Origin of the sequence: Kitasatospora sp. SC0581 (genome assembly GCF_048159585.1) — a bacterium.
In the GTDB taxonomy this organism is placed as follows: Bacteria; Actinomycetota; Actinomycetes; order Streptomycetales; family Streptomycetaceae; genus Kitasatospora.
The window spans coordinates 43,188-58,949 of record NZ_JBLRWA010000042.1 but is presented as its reverse complement, the minus strand read 5'-3'; the positions used below and the strand labels follow the sequence as shown (position 1 = coordinate 58,949).

The window sequence follows — 15,762 nt, the reverse complement described above, 5'->3', positions numbered from 1 at the left end:
CTGGCCCCCGCGGGGCCACCAACGCACGCCGCCCCCCCCCGCCCCCCCACCGGGGCCGCCCCGCCCCCCGGCGGGGGGCCGCGGCCCTTCCGGGTGGGGTCAGAGCTTGCCCGCCGCCTCGGCGCGCAGGTCACGGCGCAGTTCCTTGGGCAGCGAGAAGGTCAGGTGCTCCTCGGCGGTCTTGACCGTCTCGACCGTGTCGTAACCGCGCGTGGCCAGGAACTCCAGCACGCCGTCGACCAGGATCTCCGGCACCGAGGCGCCGCTGGTCAGACCGACCGTGGTGACGCCCTCCAGCCACTCCTCGCGGATCTCCTCGGCGAAGTCCACCAGGTGGGCGGCCTTGGCGCCGTACTCCAGGCCGACCTCGACCAGGCGGACGGAGTTGGAGGAGTTCTTGGAGCCGACCACGATCAGCAGGTCGGTCTCCGGGGCCAGCTGCTTGACCGCGACCTGGCGGTTCTGGGTGGCGTAGCAGATGTCGTCGCTGGGCGGGCTGACCAGCCCCGGGAAGCGCTTCTTCAGCTCGCCGACGGTGGCCATGGTCTCGTCCACGGACAGGGTGGTCTGGGACAGCCAGACGACCTTGGACTCGTCCCGGACCTGCACGTTGGCCACGTCCTCGGCACCGTCCACCAGGTGGATCCGGTCCGGGGCCTCGCCCATGGTGCCGATGACCTCCTCGTGGCCCTCGTGGCCCACCAGCAGGATGTCGAAGCCCTCGTCGGCGAAGCGCACGGCCTCCTTGTGCACCTTGGTGACCAGCGGGCAGGTCGCGTCGATGGTGGCCAGCCGGCCGGCCCGCGCCTCGTCGTGGACGGCCGGGGCGACGCCGTGCGCGGAGAAGACGACGATCGAGCCCTCGGGCACCTCCTCCGTCTCGTCGACGAAGATCGCGCCCTTCTTCTCCAGGGTCTGCACCACGTACTTGTTGTGGACGATCTGCTTGCGGACGTAGATGGGCGCCCCGTACTGCTCCAGGGCCTTCTCCACGGCGATCACGGCGCGGTCGACTCCCGCGCAGTAGCCCCGGGGGGCGGCGAGCAGGACACGGCGCTGCGCGGTCTTGGACATGGCTCCATCGTACGGGCGGCCGCGAGCGGCGCCCGCCCGCCGGGCCCCCGGCGCGAAGCCGCGCCGACGGCGGACACATTCCGTGCAGACCCGGTCAACAGCGCTCAAAATATGGTGTCTATGAGCTCTGTGAGCGAGCAGGTGACGCCGAGCGGCCTGCGCCGCAGCCTGGGCGTCCGCGATCTGATGGTCTACGGACTGCTGTTCATCGCCCCGATGGCCCCGGTCGGCGTCTTCGGCGTGCTGGACGCCAAGAGCCACGGCGCCGTCGCCACGGTGTACCTGGCCGCGACGGTGGCGATGGGCTTCACCGCCTTCTCGTACGCCCAGATGGTGCGCGCGGTGCCGCAGACCGGCTCGGTGTTCGCCTACGCCCGGGCCGGGCTGGGCGAGGGGCCGGGCTTCATCGCCGGGTGGATGGCGATGCTCGACTACCTCCTGATCCCCGCGGTGGCCTACCTGTTCTCCGGGATCGCACTGAACTCCCTGGTCCCGGACGTCTCGCGCTGGGTCTGGACGGCGCTCGCGGTGGTGGTGACCACCGCGCTCAACCTGGTCGGGGTGCGGACGGCGGCGGTGGTCGGCTTCGCGGTGCTCGCGATGGAGATCGCGGTGCTGGCGGTGTTCGTGGCCGCGGCCGTGGTGGCGCTGGCCCAGGGCGGGGCCCAGCGCGGCTGGGACACCCCGTTCACCGCCGTCGGGGCCTTCTCGATGACCGCGGTGGTCTCCGCGGTGTCCGTCGCGGTGCTCTCCTACCTGGGCTTCGACGCGATCGCCACCTTCGTGGAGGAGGCGGTCGGCGCCTCGGCGGCGGTGGCCCGGGCGGTGCTCTGGTGCCTGGCGCTGGCCGGGGTGCTGTTCGTCGCCCAGACCTACCTGGCGGCACTGCTGGAGCCGCTGGGCCCGCAGCAGCTGGCCGCCGACCCGGCGGCGCAGGGCTCGGCCTTCTACGACACCGTGGAGAGCGGCGTCGGGCACTGGCTGCACGTGCTGGTGGCGGCCAGCAAGGCGATCGGCGCGGCCTTCGCGGCCCTGGCCGGGCAGGCCGCGGCCGGGCGGCTGGTCTTCGCGATGGGCCGGGAGGGCCGGCTGCCGCGGCTGCTCGGCTCGGTCGACCCGGGCAGCGCGGTGCCGCGCCGGGCGCTGCTGGCGGCCGCGGTGATCACGATGGCGGCGGCGGTCTGGGCGGCCGACCGGGACGACGGGCTGGACCAGCTCACCTCGGTGGTCAACGTGGGCGCGCTGACCGCCTTCGCGCTGCTGCACGCCTCGGTGATCGGCTGGTACGCGGTGCGGCACGGCTCGCGGCGGTGGCTGCGGCACGTGGTCGTCCCGGCGCTGGGGATCGCGGTGATCGGGGCGGTGGTGTACGAGGCCTCGACCACCGCGCAGATCGTCGGGCTGGTCTGGCTGGCGGTCGGCCTGGTGGTGCTCACCGTCCAGGGCGCCGCCCGCGGCGGGGCCGACGGGCGCCGGCCGCCCCGGCTTCCCCGGTGACCGCCGTCGGGCCGCGCGGGGCCGGGCGCGGTCCCGGCCGGGCCGGCCCGCGGCGACGCGGTCTCGGCCGTGTCGGCCCGCGCCGCTAGCCTCGTACGCATGGCCAACACCAGCTCCCCCGAAGCGCCGCTCCCGGTCGGCAAGGTCTCCGCGCTGATCGGCGGCTGGGTCGACCGGCTCGGCGCGGTCTGGGTGGAGGGGCAGATCACCCAGCTCAGCCGGCGCCCCGGCGCGGGCGTGGTGTTCCTGACCCTGCGCGACCCGCAGGCCGACGTGTCGCTCACGGTGACCTGCTTCCGCTCGGTGTTCGACCAGGTCGCGGAGGTGGTGCAGGAGGGCGCGCGGGTCGTCGTGCACGCCAAGCCGGAGTGGTACGCGGCACGCGGGCAGCTGTCGCTGCGCGCCTCGGAGATCCGCCCGGTGGGCCTCGGCGAGCTGCTGGCCCGGCTGGAGCAGCTGAAGCGGCGGCTCGCCGGGGAGGGCCTGTTCGCGGCCGAGCGCAAGCGGCCGCTGCCGTTCCTGCCGCAGTGCGTCGGGCTGGTCACCGGGCGCGGCTCGGCCGCCGAGCGGGACGTGCTGGAGAACGCCCGGCGGCGCTGGCCGGCCGTCCGCTTCGAGGTGCGCAACGTCCCGGTGCAGGGGGTCAGCGCGGTGGAGCGGGTGAGCGCGGCGGTGCGGGAGCTGGACGAGCACCCCGAGGTGGACGTGATCATCGTGGCCCGCGGCGGCGGCAGCGTGGAGGACCTGCTGCCGTTCTCGGACGAGGGGCTGGTGCGGCTGGTCGCGGCCGCCCGTACGCCGGTGGTGAGCGCGATCGGGCACGAGCCGGACCAGCCGCTGCTGGACTTCGTGGCCGACCTGCGCGCCTCCACCCCGACCGATGCGGCCAAACGGGTGGTTCCGGACGTCGGCGAGGAGCTGGCCAAGGTCCGTCAGCTGCGCGACCGCGCCCGCCGGCACGTGCTGTCCCGGGTCGACCGCGAGCAGCACGGACTGGACGGGGTGCGCAGCCGCCCGGCGCTGGCCGCCCCGCACCGGATGCTGGACGGGCGCGGGCAGGAGGTGGACGGCCTGCTGGAGCGGGCCCGGCGCACCCTGCGGCACCGGCTGGACCACGCGCAGAGCGACCTCGGCCACACCCTGGCCCGGGTGGTGGCGCTCTCCCCGGCGGCCACCCTGGAGCGCGGCTACGCGGTGCTCCAGCGGGCGGACGGCACGGTGGTGACCGACCCGGCGCAGGTCGCGCCCGGCGAGGGGCTGCACGCCCGGGTGGCGGGCGGCGGCTTCGACGTCACGGCGGCCGACGCGGGCTGACGCTGTCACCCGCACCCCCTACGCTGGCACGCATGGCAGAGCAGCAGGAGCAGCAGGACGCGGCGGCGCCGAACCCGGACGACGCGCTGGGCTACGAGCACGCCCGGGACGCGCTGCTGGACGTCGTCCGGCAGCTGGAGAACGGCGGGACGTCGCTGGAGGAGTCGCTGGCCCTGTGGGAGCGCGGCGAGCAGCTGGCGAAGGTGTGCCAGCGCTGGCTGGACGGCGCCCGGGCCCGGCTGGACGCCGCCCTGGCCGCCGAGGAGGGCGCGGGCCCGGGCGGGGAGTGAGGCAGGTCACATTCGCTTGGGGAATCGTTGAAACTTCACCTATGTTGGATGAAGTGACCGGCTGCGGCCGATCATACCGACGAACCCCCTTTCGCATGAGGTGCAGAAGCATGACCACCGACGCCCTGGTACTCGACGCCGCCGCCCAGGACCTGCTGTTCCGCGAGGCCCGCACCGCGAACACCTTCACCGACGAGCCGGTCACCGAGGAGCAGGTCCAGGCCATCTACGAGCTGGTCAAGTACGGCCCGACCGCCTTCAACCAGCAGCCGCTGCGCGTCGTCCTGGTCCGCTCGGCCGAGGGCCGCGAGCGCCTCGTCCAGCACCTCGCGGACGGCAACAAGGCCAAGACCGCCGCCGCCCCGCTGGTCGCCGTCCTCGCCGCGGACAACGAGTTCCACGAGGAGCTGCCGACCCAGTTCCCGCACTTCCCGCAGGCCAAGGACGTCTTCTTCTCGGAGCGCAGCGTCCGTGAGCAGTCCGCCACGCTGAACGGCGCCCTGCAGGCCGCGTACTTCATCATCGGCGTGCGCGCCGCCGGCCTGGCCGCCGGCCCGATGACCGGCTACGACGCCGAGGGCATCAACAAGGAGTTCTTCGGCGACGGCGAGCACTCGGTGCTGGCCGTGGTCAACATCGGCAAGCCGGGCGACGACGCCTGGTTCCCGCGTTCGCCGCGCCTGGCCTACGACGAGGTCGTCACCACCGTCTGATCCGCCCCCGCGCGCAAGGGCCCCGCACCGGTTCGTCCGGTGCGGGGCCCTTCGGCGTCGTCCAGGGTGCTCCGGCACGTGCCGGGCGGGGTGGAGCGGGGGCGGGCTACTTGAGCGCCTGCGCCAGTTCGGCCAGCTCCTCGTAGGAGGCGGTGCCGGTGAGCAGGGTGGTCCCGGGGCCGGTCTGCACGGTCAGCGCGCGGGCCTTGTCGCCCTGCACGCGCTCCCAGGCGCGGCCGGCCACCTCGGCGGTGCCGTCCGGCTTGGCGCCCGTCACGTAGGCGGCCAGCAGGGAGTCGCGCGGCACGTCGCTCTGCTCGACCGCCGCGTACTGGCCGGAGGGGGTCACGAAGCCCAGGTGCCAGGCATTGCCCCTGCCGTTGTTCTGGTCGGCCGGCTTGTAGCTGACCGAGGTGGCCCGCCACTTGTCGGACAGCCCCTCCGGGGAGAGCACCGGATACGGCGCCGCACGCCTGGCGGTGGAGGTCTCCACCTTGTACGCGACCTCGTGCACCGGGTCGCCGTTGGCGTCGTGCGGGAGGAACAGGTACCCGATCCAGACGACGAAACCGACCACCAGCATCGACAGGACCATGTCCCGTACGGTCTGCCGGCCCCTCATGCCCTTGTTGTCTGCTGCCACCCCCACATGGTGACTCATCCACATCCCGGGGCGGTCACCAGGGGTATTCACGTCCGGGTGAAACGGGATGAACAGGCGTTTTCCGCCACAGAGCAGCGACCCGCGCCACAGACAGTCATCTCGTGGGCAGATACGATCGCAATACCCTCACCACGGCGTTCGACCTGGCAGTAGTCGGGCGCTCACTGGTCGTCGCGTACAGAGAGGTAACGACGATGTCCACGCAGTACCCGCACCAGCTTCCCAGTGCCCTGGAGGTCGCGCCCGAGGCTCCGGACCGGAACCTCGCGCTCGAACTCGTCCGGGTCACCGAGGCGGCCGCGATGGCCGCCGGCCGGTGGGTCGGCCGGGGTGACAAGAACGGCGCGGACGGCGCCGCCGTGAAGGCGATGCGCACCCTCGTCTCGACCGTCTCGATGAACGGCGTCGTCGTCATCGGCGAAGGCGAGAAGGACGAAGCCCCGATGCTCTACAACGGCGAGCGGGTCGGCGACGGCACCGGCGCCGAGTGCGACGTCGCGGTCGACCCGGTGGACGGCACCACGCTGACCGCCAAGGGCATGAACAACGCGGTGGCCGTACTGGCCGTCGCCGACCGCGGCACCATGTTCGACCCCAGCGCCGTGTTCTACATGGACAAGCTGGTGGCCGGGCCGGAGGCGGCCGAGTTCGTCGACATCACCGCCCCGGCGGCGGTCAACATCCGCCGGGTCGCCAAGGCCAAGGGCAGCGCCGTCGAGGACGTCACCGTCGTGGTGCTCGACCGCCCGCGCCACGACGGCCTGGTCCGGGAGATCCGCGAGGCGGGCGCCCGGATCAAGTTCATCTCGGACGGCGACGTGGCCGGCGCCATCATGGCCGCCCGCGAGGGCACCGGCGTCGACCTGCTGATGGGCGTCGGCGGCACCCCGGAGGGCATCATCGCGGCCTGCGCGATGAAGTGCATGGGCGGCGTGATCCAGGGCCGGCTGTGGCCCAAGGACGACGCCGAACGGCAGAAGGCCCTGGACGCCGGCCACGACCTGGACCGGGTGCTCACCACGGACGACCTGGTCAGCGGCGAGAACGTGTTCTTCGTCGCCACCGGCATCACCGACGGCGAGCTGCTGCGCGGCGTGCACTACCGCTCGGAGACCGCCACCACCAGCTCGCTGGTGATGCGCTCCAAGAGCGGCACCATCCGCGAGATCAACTCCACCCACAAGCTCTCGAAGCTGCGGGCGTACAGCGCGATCGACTTCGACCGCGCCAACTGAGCCCGGTAGGCGGCAGCCCGGCAGACCGGGCTACCGCCTGCCGGGCCCCGCGGCGACGCGCTTCGCGGCCCCGGCGGAATCCCCCTCCGCCGGGGCCGCGGCGCACCGTCCTCCCGCTCTCGGGCCCGCCCTCACCCGGCTATCCGGCGCCGACCGGCCGCCGTCACCCGGGCCGCCTCGCGCAGCTCCGCGTCCCGGCGGCGGCGCCGGGCCAGCACCACCCGCCGCTCGGCGGCCGTCAGCCCGCCCCAGACCCCGTACGGCTCCGGCTGGGCCAGCGCGTGCTCGCGGCACTCCAGCAGCACCGGACAGCGGGCGCAGACCTGCTTGGCCTGCTCCTCGCGCGACAGCCGGGCCGCCGTCGGCTCCTTGGAGGGCGCGAAGAACAGCCCCACCTCGTCCCGCCGACACGCGGCACCGGTGTGCCAGGGATTGTCCTCGCCCGCGGGGGAACCCGCCGGGCCGCCCGGGGGCTGCGGCTGCGGCCGGACGCCGGGGCGGCGCTCCAGGACCTGCGCGGCGGCGACTGGCGAGGTGGTGCGGGACTCGATCGGATGCAGCACGGCCGTACTCCTGACGAGGCTCTCGGACACGGGGACCCCTCGCTCCCCCGCCGGCTGCGAGCCCCCGCTGTCCAACCCCGGCACGGCCGCTCGGCCGCCTCCGGTGCGCAGCCGTCCAAGAAGCGATGTGCGGAAGGAACTACCCCGCTCGGCCGCGATTCATGCACACTGCACGCAATCGACTACGCAGAGCACTGACCGCAACGCCGAGTGCCCGGCCGGGAGTTGGCTCCCGGCCGGGCACTGTGCAGGTCAACGACGGTCAGTCGGTGCCGAGTTGACGGCGAACCCACTCCTTCAGCTTCTTGCCGCGGCGCGGCTTGGCCTCGCAACCGCCGAACAGCGCAAGGCCCTTGACCCGGACAACCGGAGCGTACGGGTCCGCCGCGGTCTGCTCGCGGACGTCGAAACCGCCGAAGATGCCGATGCCGGACCCCTGGAGGCTCACGTTCTCCGGGACCCGGATCTGGACCCCGCCGAAGATCGCCGTCACCGTGATCTCCACCTCGGGGGACTCGAACACGGCGTCGCTCAGGTCGATGTCCACGCCACCGAACGCGGTGAAGGCGCTCAGGTGCGAGCCCACCCGCCAGCGGCCCTTGCGGGACGCGCCGCCGAAGATCGCCACCACCGTCGGGGCCTCCTGGCGCGCCGGCTGCTGCGGCGGCGGCCCCTGCGGGGCGCTCAACGGCTGCTTCTCGAAGGACAGCGGGCGGGCCGGCAGGTCCCGGGTCAGCGGCGCGAGGTCGCCGAAGGTCTTCGAGGCGTACGCGGCCTCGATCCGCTCGGCGTGCTCGTCCGCGTCCAGGCGCCCCTCGGCGTAGGCGTCGCGCAGCAGCTCCGCGACCTTCTCGCGGTCGGCGTCGGAGACGCGCAGCTCCGCCTCCGCGGCCGGCGCGTGCGGCCGCGCCGCGGCCCCGGCCTCGGGCCTGAGTTCGGGTCTGCTCTCTGACTTGGGTTCGGGTTTGGTCATCGGTACGGGCGCCGGCACCGGCGGCTGCCCCGAATCGTCGTGCGACGGCGAGTTGTCCACGGGGTCAGCCTAGTCGCTCGCACTCCTGCGCGAGTGAGCCCGGTCACGCAAGGCTGCCCTGTCCGCGTGCCGACTTCCGGCGGGTCCTACCCTGGATGGTGCTTCGCCGACGCAGCCGCACCACTGGACCCCTAAGGACCGCCCCGATGGCTCCCACGCCAGACTTCGAGTACAGCGACCTGCTCCCCCTGGGCGCTGACCCGACCCCGTACCGCAAGCTCACCTCCGAGGGCGTCTCCACCTTCGAGGCCGGCGGTCGCACCTTCCTCCAGGTCGAGCCCGAGGCGCTGCGGCTGCTGACGGCCGAGGCGATGCACGACATCTCGCACTACCTGCGCCCCGCCCACCTCGCCCAGCTGCGCCGCATCCTGGACGACCCGGAGGCCAGCCCCAACGACCGCTTCGTCGCGCTCGACCTGCTGAAGAACGTCAACATCTCGGCCGGCGGCATCCTCCCGATGTGCCAGGACACCGGCACCGCGATCGTCATGGGCAAGCGCGGCCAGAACGTGCTGACCTCCGGCGGCGACGACTCCGCCATCGCGCGCGGCGTGTACGACGCCTACACCAAGCTCAACCTGCGCTACTCCCAGATGGCCCCGGTGACCATGTGGGACGAGAAGAACACCGGCAACAACCTGCCGGCCCAGATCGAGCTGTACGCCACCGACGGCGACGCGTACAAGTTCCTGTTCATGGCCAAGGGCGGCGGCTCCGCCAACAAGTCGTACCTGTACCAGGAGACCAAGGCCATCCTGAACGAGGCGAGCATGCTCTCGTTCCTGGAGCAGAAGATCCGCTCGCTGGGCACCGCGGCCTGCCCGCCGTACCACCTGGCCATCGTGATCGGCGGCACCAGCGCCGAGTTCGCGCTGAAGACCGCCAAGTACGCCTCGGCGCACTACCTGGACAACCTGCCGACCTCGGGCGACGCCAAGACCGGCCACGGCTTCCGCGACCTGGAGCTGGAGGCCAAGGTCACCGAGCTGACCCAGAAGATCGGCATCGGCGCCCAGTTCGGCGGCAAGTACTTCTGCCACGACGTGCGCGTGGTCCGCCTGCCCCGCCACGGCGCCTCGCTGCCGGTCGCGATGGCGGTCTCCTGCTCCGCCGACCGCCAGGCGCTCGGCAAGATCACCGCCGAGGGCGTCTTCCTGGAGCAGCTGGAGACCGACCCGGCGAAGTACCTGCCGGACACCACCGACGAGCACCTGGACGACGACGTGGTGCGCGTCGACCTCGACCAGCCGATGTCCGCGATCCGCGCCGAACTCTCCAAGTACCCGGTGAAGACCCGGCTCTCGCTCACCGGCACCCTGGTGGTCGCCCGCGACATCGCCCACGCCAAGATCAAGGAGCGCCTGGACGCCGGCCAGGGCATGCCCAAGTACCTCCAGGACCACCCGGTCTACTACGCGGGCCCGGCCAAGACCCCCGAGGGCTACGCCTCCGGCTCCTTCGGCCCCACCACGGCCGGCCGGATGGACTCCTACGTCGACCAGTTCCAGGCGGCCGGCGGCTCGATGGTCATGCTCGCCAAGGGCAACCGCAGCAAGCAGGTCACCGACGCCTGCGCCCAGCACGGCGGCTTCTACCTCGGCTCGATCGGCGGCCCGGCCGCCCGCCTCGCCCAGGACTGCATCAAGAAGGTCGAGGTGCTGGAGTACGCCGAGCTCGGCATGGAGGCGGTCTGGCGCATCGAGGTCGAGGACTTCCCGGCCTTCATCGTCGTCGACGACAAGGGCAACGACTTCTTCCGCGAGACCACCGAGGGCCCGCTGATCACCAGCCTGCGCGTCCGCTCCAAGGAGTAACCCCGCGCGGGACCAACCCCGCACGCCCCTGAACCGCCCCGGCCGCCCCGCGCCCGGGGCGGTCTTCGTTCGCCTGTCGCATGGCATCCGGTACCGGAGACTCGTACCATTGCGGTACGGACATCCGGTACCCGAGTGGAAGGCCGTCCCATGGCGATCAGTGCGAGCGAGGCGCGCACGCAGCTCTTCCCGTTGATCAAGAAGGTCAACGACGACCACGCGCCGATAAGGATCACCTCCAAGGGCGGGGACGCCGTGCTGATGTCCGCGGAGGACTACGACTCCTGGCAGGAGACGATCTACCTCCTGCGCTCCCCCGCCAACGCGCAGCGGCTCATGGAGGCCGTCGCCCGCGACAGGGCCGGCCACCCCGGCGTCACCAGGACCATGGAGGAACTGGAAGCGCTGGCGGGTGAGGTGTGAGGAGCGTCCATTTCGACCCCGACGGCTGGGAGGACTTCCTGTTCTGGCTCGGGTCCAACCGGAAGATGGCTCAGCGGATCACCCGCCTGATCGGCGAGATCCAGCGGGACCCCTTCGACGGCATCGGGAAGCCCGAGCCGCTGAAGGGCGACCTGGCGGGCTACTGGTCGCGGCGGATCGACGACGAACACCGGCTGGTGTACCGGGCGGACGAGAAGGAGGTGAAGATCCTCAAGGCCCGCTACCACTACCAGTAGCAACCGCGGGCCGACCCACCCAGCTCAGGCGTCGAAGTCGTACTCCAGGACGTAGGAGGCGGCGTCCAGGATCATCTCGTTGAGCTCGACGACCTGGCCCTCGTCGGCGAAGGCGGTGCGGCAGATCAGGATGACCGGGGTGCCGGCGGACAGCTCCAGGCGGGCGGACTCGTCGGCGCCGGGCATCCGGGAGCGGACCTCCTCGCGGAAGTGCACGGGCTTGGCGCCGATCTCGGCGAGCCGGGCGTAGGTGCCGCCGGGGCCGGTGTCCTCGCGGGTGATGGCGGTGCCGGAGACCAGCACGGCGGGCAGGTAGGAGGTCGAGAGCAGCACCGGCTTGCCGTCCAGGACGAAACGGCGGTGGCGCACGCACATCGGGGCGCCCGGGTCGACCCCGAGCACCCGGGCCACGTGCTCGGGCGCGCCCCGCTCGGTGACGGACACCTGGTCGACCACCAGGCTGCGGTTGTCGATGTCCGCCGACCATATCGACCGGCCGGACCCCCACTGCCCCTGCGCCAGCCGCTGGATGCCGCGCCGGCGCAGCGGCCGGAAGTCCCGGACGAACACCCCGGCGCCGCGCCGGGCCTCGGCGATGCCCTCGCTCTGCAGCACGCCCAGCGCCTGGCGGGCGGTCATCCGGGCCACGCCGTACTCGTCCATGAGGTCGTTCTCGCCGGGCAGGCGGTCGCCCGCGCGGTACCGGCCGGTGTCGATGGCCTCCTTCAGCGCTTCGGCGATCCGCTGGTACTTGGGCTGCTTGTCGCCATTGCTGCCGGTCATCGCCGCTCCCTCTGCCTGGGACAAATCGTAGGCGTGCCCGCGGTCGCCGGTAAGGAGATACGACCGTTGACATCTCTAGAGATATTAGCTTCTCTAGAGATGCTGGCCAGTCGCCGACCAGAGCGAGGAGCAGCACGGTGAGCACCCGACAGCGCAACGCCCCGGCCTACCGGCCCCACGTGGGTGAACTCGTCCTCGACCGGAGGACCGGACGCACCGGCATCTACATGGACACCATCGGCGGCGAGCACTACCTGCGCCCCGAGGGCGGCGGCCGGGAATGGGCCGCGGAACCGCACCACGTCGCCCCCGCCTCCGAGACCCGCGATTCGGCTGATTGAGATCGGCATCGGGAATTGCGGAAAAATCCACGCAAACCACAACAATCAGGACCGGGCAATCCCCCTGGTGAATCCGGAATTCCGGAACGTGCGGCGCCCGACGCCGGGCACGTTACGGATAACGCCGGTCACCATGCGTGCACCATGGGCGGGAATCGGCCACCGCGATGCACCCGCACACGAATTGGCGCGCGCATAACCAACAGCGCCCCCGCGCCCGGACGGGGGCACGGGGGCGCACGGTCGGAACGGCTTACGGGTGGCCGCCGACGAGGGTCTCCGGCTCGTACGGGCCGCCCGGCTTGCCACCGGCCCGGTGGTCGGGCTCCTCGATGTACTGGCCCTCGTCACCGAAGGCGGCGTTCTCGAACGCGTCCTTCTCCGCGTCGGTCGGCGCCGTGTACTCGGCCGGGTTCGAGGACGCGGTCACCGCGCCCTCCACAGCCTTGCCCGCCTCCACAGCGGCGGCCGGGGCCTCGGTCTTCGCCGCGTTCTCGGGCGTGGACGGCGCCGGGGTCTCGCTCTGGTCGTTGGCCATTGGGAGGCCGCCTTTCGGTCATCAATTGTCTTCAGCCCGACCTCTGTGGCACGGGCGCGCGGACAGTATCGTAGGGTTGATTAAATGTCCGATAAACATCGTGCGGCTTGCGGCACCGTCCGGCAGAGTCGGGCGTCCGCCTAAGCTGAACCACCGCGGCGGACCGCCGAGCGCCCTTTCACGGAATCGACACCACAGGCCATCGGGGGACTTCATGGAGTTTCTGGAGACGCCGCAGAACCCTGCGCTGCGCTTCCAAGTCCTCGGTCCGGTCCAGGCCTGGCTCGACGGGAAACCCCTGTCCCTCGGATCCCCCCAGCAACAAGCCGTTCTGACCACGCTCCTGCTGCACTCCGGACGCCCGGTCACCACCCAGGACCTCGTGAACGCGCTCTGGGGCGAGCGGCCCCCGGCCCAGGCGGTGGCGGCGCTACGCACGTACGTCTCCCGCCTGCGCTCCGTCATCGAGCCCCGGCGCGAGGTGCGCCGGCCCGCCGAGCTGCTGGTCTCGGTCGCCGACGGCTACGCGCTGCGCATCCCGGGCGAGGCCCTCGACCTGACGGTCTTCGAGCGGCTCGCCGGCGAGGCCGCAGCCGCCCGGACCGCCGGCGACAAGCGCGAGGCGCACCGTCTGCTGGTGCGGGCGCTGGACCTGTTCAGCGGCCGTCCGCTCACCGGCATCCCGGGCCCCTACGCCGACGCCCAGCGGCTCCGGCTGGCCGAACGCCAGGTGGCCGCCGCGGAGGAACTGTGCGCCGCCGCGCTCGACATCGGCCTGCACGCCGAGATCGTCGGCGAGCTCAACAACCTGACGGCCGAGCACCCGCTGCGCGAGCGGCTGCGCGAACTGCTGATGCTGGCGCTGTACCGCTGCGGCCGCCAGGCCGAGGCGCTCGGCGTCTACACCGACACCCGCAAGCTGCTGATCGAGGAACTCGGGGTCGAGCCCGGCGCGGGGCTGTCCGCGATGCACACCCGCATCCTCGCCGCCGATCCCGACCTGGCCCCTCCCGCGGTGTCCGCTCCGGCCGCCCGCGAGGAGGGTCCGGCCGCGCCTCCGGCCCAACTCCCGGCGGACGTCTCGGACTTCAGCGGTCGCACCGAGCTGGTGGGCGACCTCTCGACGGTCCTGATGAACGCCACCGGCCAGGCCGTGGTGGTGACCTCGCTGGCCGGGATCGGCGGGGTCGGCAAGACCACCCTCGCCGTGCACGTCGCCCACCGCGTCCGCGCCGAGTTCCCGGACGGGCAGCTGTACGTCGACCTGCGCGGAGCCGGTGCCTCGCCCGCCGACCCGGTGGGCGTCCTGGGCGACTTCCTGCACGCGCTCGGCGTCACCGAGAGCCCCGACTCGCTGGAGCAGCGCGCCGCCCTCTACCGCTCGCTGCTCGCCAGCCGGCGGATGCTGATCCTGCTGGACAACGCGCGCGACGCCGACCAGATCCGACCGCTCATCCCCGGGGTCTCCGGCTGCGCGGTGCTCGCCACCAGCCGGTCCCGGCTGGCCGGCATCCCCGGCGCCCAGCTGTTCGACGTCGAGGAGCTGACCCCGCAGGAGGCGCTGGCGCTGTTCTCGGCCATCGTCGGGGAGCAGCGGGTCGCCGCCGAGCCGGAGGCGGCCATGGCGGTCGTCACCGCCTGCGGCTTCCTGCCGCTGGCGGTCCGCATCGCCGCCGCCCGGCTGGCCAGCCGGCCGCGGTGGAGCGTCTCCGACCTGGCCAGTCGGTTAGCCGACCAGCGCCGTCGCCTGGACGAGCTCCAGCTCGGCAACCTCGCCGTCGAGACCACCATCGGGCTCGGGTACGGACAGCTGTCCGTGCCCGAGGCCCGCGCCTTTCGGCTGCTCGCCCTGATCGACTCCCCCGACATCCCGCTGGCGTCCGCCGCCGCGCTGCTCGGGGTGGACGAGTACACCGCCGAGGACCTCGCCGAGGCGCTGGTCGAGGCGAACATGCTGGAGTGCTTCACGCCCGGCCGCTACCGGTACCACGACCTGCTCCGGCTCTACGCCCAGCGGCAGAACGAGCGGATCGGCGACACCGAGGAGCAGGAGCGCGCCGTCCGACGGCTGCTCGACCTGCTGATCCCGACCCTCCGCACCGCGACCCAGCTCATCGAGCCGGACGACCCGCTGCCCGAGCTGCTCACCACCCCCGTCTCGGCCGGGATCGGCCTGCCGACCAGCGGCTCCGCCCAGGACTGGCTCCGGACCGAGGGCGCCCTGCTGCTCAGCGCCGCGGCCGCGGCGGCGGACGGCCCCCGCGCCTCACGGCACGCGGCGATGGACCTGATGATCCTGTTGTACGGTCTCGGCCCGGACCCCACCCACGGCCCTCAGGGGCGGCAGATCCTGGAGACCATCGGCGGCGAGGCGGAGCGCTGCGGCGACCGCGCCGCGCTCGCCCGGGTCCACGTCGCCCTCGGCACCCTGCAGTCCGTCACCAGCGACTTCCAGGGGTCCGAGCAGTCCTTCCGCCGGAGCCTGGAGCACCAGGCCCCGGACGAGCCGACCTTCCTGCTGCTGGCCACCGCCAACATGCTGGGCGTGATCCTGAACCTCGGCAACCGGCCGGCCGAGGCCCTGCAGTTCCTCGAACAGGCCCGTGCCACCAGCCGGGCCGTGGCCGCGCCGATCCTGGAGGCCCGGGTCGTCAGCAACATGGCCCGGGTGCAGCACCGGCTCGGCATGACCGAGACGGCGATCCGGTCGGCCGGCGAGGGCGTCGCCGCCGCGCGGCAGTCCAACAGCGGCCCGCTGCTCGCCCAGACCCTCTACCAGCTGGGCGTGGTGCTCGCCGGCGGCGAGGCCGTCCCGCACCTGCGGGAGGCGCACCGGCTCTACCGGTCGCAGCAGAACCCCCTCTGGGAGGGCTTCACCCTGGCCCGGCTGGCCTCCGCCCTGCTCGTCGCCGACCAGCACGCCGAGGCGGCCTCGGCGGCCGGCGAGTCACTGGCGCTCGGGCAGGAGATGGACTCCGCCTACTGCCAGGGCCTGGCGAACGCCGCACTGGGCGAGGCCCTGTTGGCGCTCGCCCAGCCGGCTCGTGGACTCGCCTGCCTCCAAGAGGCCCATGCGATCTTCACACGGCTCGGTGTGCCTGAGGCCTCCCCCGTGGCGGACCTCATCTCCCAGCAGCACACCGAGCCCTTCTCTCCCCCCGCGCCGTAAGGCTTCCGCTCCCCCACGGACAACCTCCCCCGTTCCGCGCGTCGGCGCCCCCGC

Annotated in this window: 16 protein-coding genes; 10 read left to right on the top strand and 6 right to left on the bottom strand. The window is 72.6% G+C overall.

Annotation, left to right across the window (positions count from 1 at the left end; genetic code table 11):
- Positions 1-99 precede the first annotated feature (99 nt).
- Entirely contained in the window at positions 100-1,074 is a 975-nt protein-coding gene (locus ACLWS4_RS35240) for a 4-hydroxy-3-methylbut-2-enyl diphosphate reductase (RefSeq protein ID WP_049651726.1), read from the bottom strand.
- A 120-nt stretch (positions 1,075-1,194) separates the two neighbouring features.
- Here ACLWS4_RS35240 and ACLWS4_RS35235 point away from each other — a divergent pair, with 120 nt between their 5' ends.
- From ACLWS4_RS35235 to ACLWS4_RS35220, 4 genes are all read left to right on the top strand, one after another.
- On the top strand, positions 1,195-2,571 hold the full coding sequence (locus tag ACLWS4_RS35235) for an APC family permease (RefSeq protein ID WP_416876264.1): 1,377 nt from the start codon (positions 1,195-1,197) through the stop codon (positions 2,569-2,571).
- A 99-nt stretch (positions 2,572-2,670) separates the two neighbouring features.
- Positions 2,671-3,885, top strand: a complete 1,215-nt coding sequence (xseA, locus tag ACLWS4_RS35230) for an exodeoxyribonuclease VII large subunit (RefSeq protein ID WP_387968459.1) — start codon at positions 2,671-2,673, stop codon at positions 3,883-3,885.
- A gap of 32 nt (positions 3,886-3,917) precedes the next feature.
- Positions 3,918-4,175 carry an exodeoxyribonuclease VII small subunit gene (locus tag ACLWS4_RS35225; protein WP_049651723.1) on the top strand — a complete coding sequence of 86 codons (258 nt, stop codon included), beginning with the start codon at positions 3,918-3,920 and terminating at the stop codon, positions 4,173-4,175.
- Positions 4,176-4,285: 110 nt separating this feature from the next.
- Positions 4,286-4,888 (top strand): malonic semialdehyde reductase, encoded by a 603-nt coding sequence (locus ACLWS4_RS35220; RefSeq protein WP_049651722.1) that lies wholly within the window; start codon positions 4,286-4,288, stop codon positions 4,886-4,888.
- A 106-nt stretch (positions 4,889-4,994) separates the two neighbouring features.
- Here the strand turns inward: ACLWS4_RS35220 and ACLWS4_RS35215 are convergent, their stop codons facing one another.
- On the bottom strand, positions 4,995-5,531 hold the full coding sequence (locus tag ACLWS4_RS35215) for a DUF4245 domain-containing protein (RefSeq protein ID WP_338016246.1): 537 nt from the start codon (positions 5,529-5,531) through the stop codon (positions 4,995-4,997).
- 215 nt (positions 5,532-5,746) lie between these two features.
- Here ACLWS4_RS35215 and glpX point away from each other — a divergent pair, with 215 nt between their 5' ends.
- Positions 5,747-6,787, top strand: coding sequence for a class II fructose-bisphosphatase (gene glpX / locus ACLWS4_RS35210; protein WP_049651720.1), 1,041 nt, complete (start codon positions 5,747-5,749; stop codon positions 6,785-6,787).
- A gap of 131 nt (positions 6,788-6,918) precedes the next feature.
- Here glpX and ACLWS4_RS35205 read toward each other — a convergent pair whose 3' ends face one another.
- Positions 6,919-7,296, bottom strand: coding sequence for a WhiB family transcriptional regulator (locus ACLWS4_RS35205; RefSeq protein ID WP_049651731.1), 378 nt, complete (start codon positions 7,294-7,296; stop codon positions 6,919-6,921).
- Between the two features lie 316 nt (positions 7,297-7,612).
- Complete coding sequence (locus ACLWS4_RS35200) at positions 7,613-8,383, bottom strand: DUF1707 SHOCT-like domain-containing protein (protein ID WP_234348375.1); 771 nt, start codon at positions 8,381-8,383, stop codon at positions 7,613-7,615.
- Positions 8,384-8,529: 146 nt separating this feature from the next.
- Between ACLWS4_RS35200 and ACLWS4_RS35195 the strand changes: the two genes are divergently transcribed.
- From ACLWS4_RS35195 to ACLWS4_RS35185, 3 genes are all read left to right on the top strand, one after another.
- Positions 8,530-10,197, top strand: a complete 1,668-nt coding sequence (locus ACLWS4_RS35195) for a fumarate hydratase (RefSeq protein ID WP_049651719.1) — start codon at positions 8,530-8,532, stop codon at positions 10,195-10,197.
- 150 nt (positions 10,198-10,347) lie between these two features.
- Positions 10,348-10,620: a type II toxin-antitoxin system Phd/YefM family antitoxin gene (locus ACLWS4_RS35190; protein ID WP_387968461.1), complete on the top strand. Its 273-nt coding sequence runs from the start codon at positions 10,348-10,350 to the stop codon at positions 10,618-10,620.
- On the top strand, positions 10,617-10,877 hold the full coding sequence (locus tag ACLWS4_RS35185) for a Txe/YoeB family addiction module toxin (RefSeq protein ID WP_049651717.1): 261 nt from the start codon (positions 10,617-10,619) through the stop codon (positions 10,875-10,877). The genes ACLWS4_RS35190 and ACLWS4_RS35185 overlap by 4 nt, the downstream gene beginning before the upstream one ends.
- 24 nt (positions 10,878-10,901) lie before the next feature.
- Here the strand turns inward: ACLWS4_RS35185 and ACLWS4_RS35180 are convergent, their stop codons facing one another.
- Positions 10,902-11,660, bottom strand: coding sequence for a GntR family transcriptional regulator (locus ACLWS4_RS35180; RefSeq protein ID WP_049651716.1), 759 nt, complete (start codon positions 11,658-11,660; stop codon positions 10,902-10,904).
- Between the two features lie 137 nt (positions 11,661-11,797).
- On the opposite strand from ACLWS4_RS35180, the gene ACLWS4_RS35175 reads away from it, so the two are divergent.
- The gene (locus ACLWS4_RS35175) at positions 11,798-12,001 is read left to right on the top strand and encodes a hypothetical protein (RefSeq protein WP_416876263.1); all 204 of its coding nucleotides are present in this window, start codon (positions 11,798-11,800) and stop codon (positions 11,999-12,001) included.
- A 253-nt stretch (positions 12,002-12,254) separates the two neighbouring features.
- On the opposite strand, the gene ACLWS4_RS35170 is transcribed toward ACLWS4_RS35175, so the two are convergent.
- Positions 12,255-12,539, bottom strand: a complete 285-nt coding sequence (locus ACLWS4_RS35170) for a hypothetical protein (protein WP_416876262.1) — start codon at positions 12,537-12,539, stop codon at positions 12,255-12,257.
- A 214-nt stretch (positions 12,540-12,753) separates the two neighbouring features.
- Here ACLWS4_RS35170 and ACLWS4_RS35165 point away from each other — a divergent pair, with 214 nt between their 5' ends.
- Entirely contained in the window at positions 12,754-15,708 is a 2,955-nt protein-coding gene (locus ACLWS4_RS35165) for an AfsR/SARP family transcriptional regulator (RefSeq protein ID WP_049651713.1), read from the top strand.
- Positions 15,709-15,762: the final 54 nt, after the last annotated feature.

Coding starts and splice junctions, on each gene's coding strand:
- ACLWS4_RS35240 (WP_049651726.1), bottom strand. CDS start 1,074: ATGTCCAAGACCGCGCAGCGCCGTGTCCTGCTCGCCGCCCCCCGGGGC.
- ACLWS4_RS35235 (WP_416876264.1), top strand. CDS start 1,195: ATGAGCTCTGTGAGCGAGCAGGTGACGCCGAGCGGCCTGCGCCGCAGC.
- xseA (WP_387968459.1), top strand. CDS start 2,671: ATGGCCAACACCAGCTCCCCCGAAGCGCCGCTCCCGGTCGGCAAGGTC.
- ACLWS4_RS35225 (WP_049651723.1), top strand. CDS start 3,918: ATGGCAGAGCAGCAGGAGCAGCAGGACGCGGCGGCGCCGAACCCGGAC.
- ACLWS4_RS35220 (WP_049651722.1), top strand. CDS start 4,286: ATGACCACCGACGCCCTGGTACTCGACGCCGCCGCCCAGGACCTGCTG.
- glpX (WP_049651720.1), top strand. CDS start 5,747: ATGTCCACGCAGTACCCGCACCAGCTTCCCAGTGCCCTGGAGGTCGCG.
- ACLWS4_RS35195 (WP_049651719.1), top strand. CDS start 8,530: ATGGCTCCCACGCCAGACTTCGAGTACAGCGACCTGCTCCCCCTGGGC.
- ACLWS4_RS35190 (WP_387968461.1), top strand. CDS start 10,348: ATGGCGATCAGTGCGAGCGAGGCGCGCACGCAGCTCTTCCCGTTGATC.
- ACLWS4_RS35180 (WP_049651716.1), bottom strand. CDS start 11,660: ATGACCGGCAGCAATGGCGACAAGCAGCCCAAGTACCAGCGGATCGCC.
- ACLWS4_RS35170 (WP_416876262.1), bottom strand. CDS start 12,539: ATGGCCAACGACCAGAGCGAGACCCCGGCGCCGTCCACGCCCGAGAAC.
- ACLWS4_RS35165 (WP_049651713.1), top strand. CDS start 12,754: ATGGAGTTTCTGGAGACGCCGCAGAACCCTGCGCTGCGCTTCCAAGTC.